We start from the raw sequence: 5,047 nt of genomic DNA, 5'->3' as shown, positions 1-5,047 counted from the left end.
GCGCGCCGGTGCTACCCGTCGGGTTGATCGGCACCGAGAATCTGCAGCCAGCAGGCCAGAAACGCATCAAACCCCAACACTTCACCATGAAGATCGGCACGCCCCTGTACTTCGAGAAAACCGGACCGGGACACTCACTGCCCGCACGCCGACAGGTCACCGACACCATCATGGACGCGATCGCGGCGCTCAGCGGTCAGCAGCGCTCCACCAGCTACAACCAGAGTCCGGTGCTTGAATAATGGCCGATCCCCGTAGCTACCGGCCCCAAACCGGTGAAATCCCGGTCGACCCGGGTGTCTACCGGTTCAGGGACGAACATTCCCGGGTGGTCTATGTTGGCAAAGCCAAAAACCTCCGCTCCAGGCTGAACTCCTACTTCGCCAACCCGCAGGGCCTGCTGCCCCGGACCCGGGCGATGGTGTTCACTGCCGCGAGTGTGGAATGGACCGTCGTCGGCAGCGAGCTCGAAGCGCTCCAGCTTGAGTACACCTGGATCAAAGAGTTCAACCCCCGGTTCAACGTCATGTTCCGCGACGACAAGTCCTATCCCTACCTCGCCGTCACGATGGGGGAGAAGTATCCCCGGGTCCAGGTGATGCGTGGCGACCGCAGGAAGGACACCAGATATTTCGGACCCTTCTACCCGGCCAAGGCAATCCGGGAAACCGTTGACACCCTCCTGCGCGTCTTTCCGGTCCGTACCTGCAGCAGCGGCGTGTTCAAGCGTGCCGAACGCACCGGCCGTCCCTGTCTTCTCGGGTACATCGACAAGTGCTCGGCCCCCTGCGTCGGCCGGATCAGTCCCGAGGAGCACCGCGACCTCGCGGCACAGTTCTGTGACTTCATGGGCGGCCAGGCCACCCGGTTCATCGTGGACCTGGAAAAGCGGATGGCCGCCGCCGTCGCCGAGCTCGATTACGAATCCGCAGCACGGACCCGGGACGACATTGCCGCCCTGAAACGGGTGTTCGAGCGCAACACCGTGGTCCTGTCCGAGGACACCGACGCCGACATATTCGCTCTGAAGGAAGACGAGCTGGAGGCCGCCGTCCAGGTGTTCCACGTCCGCGGTGGCCGGATCCGCGGCCAGCGCGGCTGGATGGTGGAGAAGGTCGAGGACATGGGCACCGCCGATCTGGTGGAGCACCTGCTGCAGCAGGTCTACGGCGACGGCAGCAGCAGCAACAACCAGATCCCCCGCGAAGTGCTCGTCCCCGAGCTGCCCAGCAACGCCGACGAGATGTCCGTCTGGCTCGCCGGCCTCCGCGGCGCCCGGGTGGACCTGCGGGTTCCCCGCCGCGGCGACAAGGCAACCCTGCTCGGCACCGTCGAACAAAACGCTGCCGACGCCCTCCGACTCCACAAGAGCCGGCGGGCAGGTGACCTCACCACCCGCTCCGCGGCCCTTCAGGAACTACAGGAGGCCCTCGACCTGCCGCAACCCCTGATGCGGATCGAATGTTTCGACATTTCCCACGTCCAGGGCACCAACGTGGTCGCGTCGATGGTCGTCGTCGAGGACGGGCTGCCCCGCAAGGCCGACTACCGCAGGTTCTCCATCACCGGCGACGCCGCCCGCGACGACACTGCCTCGATGTACGACGTGATCCAGCGCCGCTTCCGCAACTACCTCGCCGAGAAGACCGGTCCGGTGCCGCAGGGCATGAACTCCGAGGACGACGGCGGTGGCAACAGCAGCGGCAGCGGCAGCGGCAACAACAACGACGGCGTCAACGACGGCAACAACGCCGGAAACAACAGTGGCAGCGCCACCGTGCCACGCGCCGACACCACCACTGCCACGACCAGACAGAAATTCGCCTACCCACCGAACCTGGTGGTGGTCGACGGTGGCCAGCCGCAGGTCCATGCGGCCGCCCGTGCGTTGAAAGACCTGGGCATCGACGACGTCTTCGTGATCGGGTTGGCTAAACGCCTTGAAGAGGTCTGGCTGCCCGACAGCGACTTCCCGGTGATCCTGCCGCGCGCCTCGGAGGGCCTGTTCCTGCTGCAGCGCATCCGGGACGAGGCGCACCGATTCGCTATCGCCTTCCACCGGCAAAAGCGGGGCAAGTCGATGACCGCCTCAGCACTCGACTCGGTTCCCGGTCTCGGTCCGTCGAAGAAAAAATCGCTGCTGGCGCACTTCGGGTCGGTCAAAAAAATTCGTGCCGCCTCCCTTGCAGAGCTGCAGGCGGTGCCGGGAGTGGGGCCGTCCCTTGCCGAAACATTGCAGCGCACTCTTGCACTGGCCGCCACCGACGGCTCGACGGCGGCAGTCGCACCAGCGGTGAATATGGCCACCGGCGAAATCCTCGATTCTTAGCTAGGGTAGAGGGTGGGGAAGATCTGTTTGAGCCATGATTAACAGCCAGGATGGAAACACGCAATGACTGAGGGCGACGACAGCCTTACTCCGATCAAGCCTGACGAATCGGAGCTGCTGGTGGTGACCGGAATGTCCGGCGCTGGCAGGAGCACCGCCGCCAACGCGCTGGAGGATCACGGCTGGTATGTGGTGGAAAATCTTCCCCCACAGATGCTGAGCACCCTGACCGACCTGGTCGCGCGGATGCCGCAATCCATTCCCAAGCTCGCCGTCGTCGTCGACGTCCGCAGCCAGGAGCTGTTCCATGACATTCGCGGCTCCCTCGAGGCCCTGCGGATCTCGGGCGTCAACTACCGGGTCCTCTTTCTTGACGCTGCCGATGACACACTGGTCCGCCGGTTCGAGCAGGGGCGCCGGCCCCACCCTCTCCAGGACGAGGGGCGGATCCTCGACGGGATTGCCGCCGAACGTGAGGTGCTCAAGCAGCTCCGGGAGGCATCCGACCTGGTGGTTGACACGTCGGAACTGAACGTGCACGCCCTCGCCACCACGATCACCGAACTTTTCTCCGAGTCCGGCCCAATCGTCCTGCGGATCAATGTGATGAGTTTCGGCTTCAAATACGGCCTGCCCGTCGACGCGAACTACGTGGCCGATGTGAGGTTCATTCCGAACCCGCACTGGGTGCCGGCTCTCAGGCCCCAGACCGGGCTCGACCAGCCTGTGAGCGACTATGTGCTGGGTGCCACCGGTGCAGCGGACTTCGTGGACCGGTTTGTCCACGCCCTCGAACCCGTGCTTGAGGGCTACCGGCGCGAGAATAAGCACTACGCCACCATCGCCATCGGCTGCACCGGTGGAAAGCACCGGTCGGTGGCCGTGACCGAAGAGATCGCGAAGCGGCTGGCGCAACAACCCCGGCTGCAGGTCACAGCCCACCACCGCGATCTGGGTAGGGAATAGTGGCGCTGCTCACCGGGTCGCTTCCCATGCTGCCGGCGGCGGCCGCCAACCGACGCGGGTCGGGTCCGCAGGACAACGCGCCCTCGGTGGTTGCCCTCGGCGGCGGCCATGGGCTGTCGTCGTCGCTCTCGGCGCTCCGCCTGCTCACCTCGGAACTCACCGCGGTGGTCACAGTGGCCGACGACGGCGGCTCCTCCGGCAAGCTGCGCGAGGAACTGGGGGTGCTGCCGCCCGGCGATCTCCGGATGGCTCTGGCCGCCCTCTGCGATGACACCGACTGGGGCCGAACCTGGCGGGACGTCATGCAGCACCGGTTCACCTCCAAGCACGGCGCCGATGGATCCCTCGACAACCATGCCCTGGGCAACCTGTTGATCGTCACCCTGTGGGAACTCCTCGGGGACCCGGTGGCGGGCCTGCAATGGGCTGGTGCACTGCTCGGGGCCCGGGGGCGGGTCTTGCCGATGGCGAGTGTGCCGCTGACCATCGAAGGCGATGTGCTCTCGGAGGTGGACGGTTCACTGCGGTTGCGCACCGTCAGCGGCCAGTCCCAGCTGGCAGTGGCGGGCAGCGCCGGAAACGTCAATAATGTCCGGTTGCTCCCTGCCGGTGCGCCAGCCTGCGTTGACGCGCTCACCGCGGTCGAACTGGCCGACTGGGTAATTCTCGGGCCCGGCTCCTGGTACACCTCCGTCCTCCCACACCTGCTCCTGCCCGAACTCCGGGAAGCCCTGTGCAGCACCACCGCCAAGCGGTGCCTGACCATGAATCTCAGCAATGAGACGAAGGAAACCGTCGGCATGTCAGCGGTGGACCACCTTGAGGTCATCAGGCGGTACGCCCCCGAGTTCACGGTCGACGTTGTCATCGCCGACCCGACGGTCATTGGCAACCGCGACGAGTTCGTGGCCGCCGTCGCCGAGATGGGAGGCCGCGCAGTGTTGGGTAAGGTAGGTTCTTCAACGGGCAAACCTGTTCATGATCCCCTGCGTCTCGCGACTGCGTTTCATGACATGTTTGGTGAAAACTAATCGATCTGAGGTTGTATTTGTGGCGCTGACTGCGGACGTAAAAGAGGAGCTGTCGCACCTCTCTGTCAAGAAGTCATCGGTTCGCAAAGCCGAGGTGTCGGCTCTGCTGCGTTTTGCTGGCGGCCTGCACATCATCTCTGGCCGAATTGTCATCGAAGCCGAGGTTGACCTTGCTTCTACGGCCCGGCGGCTGCGCACCACCATCGCCGAGGTGTACGGGCACAACAGCGAAATCATCGTGGTCTCCGGCGGCGGCCTGCGTCGCGGCAACCGCTATGTGGTGCGGGTGGTGCGCGACGGCGAATCCCTCGCCCGGCAAACCGGGCTGCTCGACAACCGGGGCCGACCCGTGCGTGGTTTGCCCTCGGCGGTTGTCAACGGATCAACTGCCGACGCCGAAGCGGTCTGGCGGGGCGCGTTCCTGGCGCACGGCTCGCTCACCGAACCGGGCCGCTCCTCGTCCCTGGAGGTCACCTGCCCGGGCCCCGAATCCGCGCTGGCCCTGGTGGGTGCCGCACGCCGCCTGGGCATCGCAGCCAAGGCACGCGAGGTCAGGGGAGTGGACCGGGTGGTGATCCGGGACGGAGACACCATCGCCGCTCTGCTGACCCGCATGGGTGCCCATGACGCGCTTATGGTCTGGGAGGAACGCCGGATGCGCAAGGAGGTCCGGGCCACCGCCAACCGCCTGGCGAACTTCGACGACGCCAACCTGCGGCGG

General features: G+C 65.5%; 3 protein-coding genes and 2 pseudogenes (1 of these 5 running past the window's edge). All 5 read left to right on the top strand.

Going from position 1 to position 5,047, the window contains the following annotated elements; all coding sequences use genetic code 11:
* Positions 1–242 (top strand): annotated as a pseudogene (locus K728_RS22985) (1-acyl-sn-glycerol-3-phosphate acyltransferase); the annotation flags it as partial.
* Positions 242–2,329, top strand: coding sequence for an excinuclease ABC subunit UvrC (gene uvrC / locus K728_RS0102645; RefSeq protein WP_024475751.1), 2,088 nt, complete (start codon positions 242–244; stop codon positions 2,327–2,329). The pseudogene K728_RS22985 and the gene uvrC, both read left to right, overlap by 1 nt.
* Before the next feature lie 63 nt (positions 2,330–2,392).
* Positions 2,393–3,295 carry an RNase adapter RapZ gene (gene rapZ / locus K728_RS0102640; protein WP_024475750.1) on the top strand — a complete coding sequence of 301 codons (903 nt, stop codon included), beginning with the start codon at positions 2,393–2,395 and terminating at the stop codon, positions 3,293–3,295.
* Entirely contained in the window at positions 3,295–4,326 is a 1,032-nt protein-coding gene (locus K728_RS0102635; protein ID WP_019483788.1) for a gluconeogenesis factor YvcK family protein, read from the top strand. The genes rapZ and K728_RS0102635 overlap by 1 nt, the downstream gene beginning before the upstream one ends.
* A gap of 19 nt (positions 4,327–4,345) precedes the next feature.
* Positions 4,346–5,047 (top strand): annotated as a pseudogene (gene whiA / locus K728_RS18230) (DNA-binding protein WhiA) (it continues 275 nt past the right edge of the window).

The sequence above is a fragment of the Arthrobacter sp. CAL618 genome, from assembly GCF_000468215.1.
GTDB lineage: Bacteria > Actinomycetota > Actinomycetes > Actinomycetales > Micrococcaceae > Arthrobacter_D.
The sequence above is the reverse complement of the archived record's forward strand: the minus strand, read 5'-3'. Positions and strand labels throughout refer to the sequence as shown.

Bases quoted from the DNA above. Each gene is read 5' to 3' on its own strand.
- rapZ (WP_024475750.1), top strand. From the start codon at position 2,393: ATGACTGAGGGCGACGACAGCCTTACTCCGATCAAGCCTGACGAATCG.
- uvrC (WP_024475751.1), top strand. From the start codon at position 242: ATGGCCGATCCCCGTAGCTACCGGCCCCAAACCGGTGAAATCCCGGTC.